A 434-nucleotide genomic window follows, 5' to 3' on the forward strand; every position below is an offset into this window, starting at 1 on the left:
GGCTTTCATAGGACATGTAGGTGATTTCCTGCCGGTTCGGCGAGAAACGCGGCGTCAGCACGATCGACCTGCCGTCCGAAAGATAGCGGACGTTGGCGCCGTCCTGGTCCATGATCGCGAGGCGCTTCTTGCGCGCATTCTTGGCTCCGGATTCGTCGATGAAGACGACGCGGGTGTCGAAATAGCCTTTTTCGCCGGTCAGCCGCTCATAGATGGCGTCGGCGATGATATGGGCGACACGCCGCTGATTGGCGTCGTTGGCGAAGAACTGCTCGCCAGCCATCTGCTGGCCGGCAAAGGTATCCCACAATCGGTACTGGGCGCGGATGCGGCCGTCGGCTTCCTTGCTGACGCTGCCCGTGACCAGCGCCTGCGCGTTGATCACCTTCCAGTCGTCGAAGCGCGGTGCTGCATCGGGGATGTCTCTTATACAC

At 61.3% G+C, this 434-nt stretch carries 1 pseudogene; it reads right to left on the reverse strand.

Annotation, left to right across the window (positions count from 1 at the left end):
* Positions 1–434 (reverse strand): annotated as a pseudogene (gene tolB / locus EN925_RS39290) (Tol-Pal system protein TolB); the annotation flags it as partial.

This window comes from Mesorhizobium sp. M7A.F.Ca.US.006.04.2.1, from assembly GCF_004022915.1.
Taxonomy (GTDB): Bacteria; Pseudomonadota; Alphaproteobacteria; order Rhizobiales; family Rhizobiaceae; genus Mesorhizobium; species Mesorhizobium ciceri.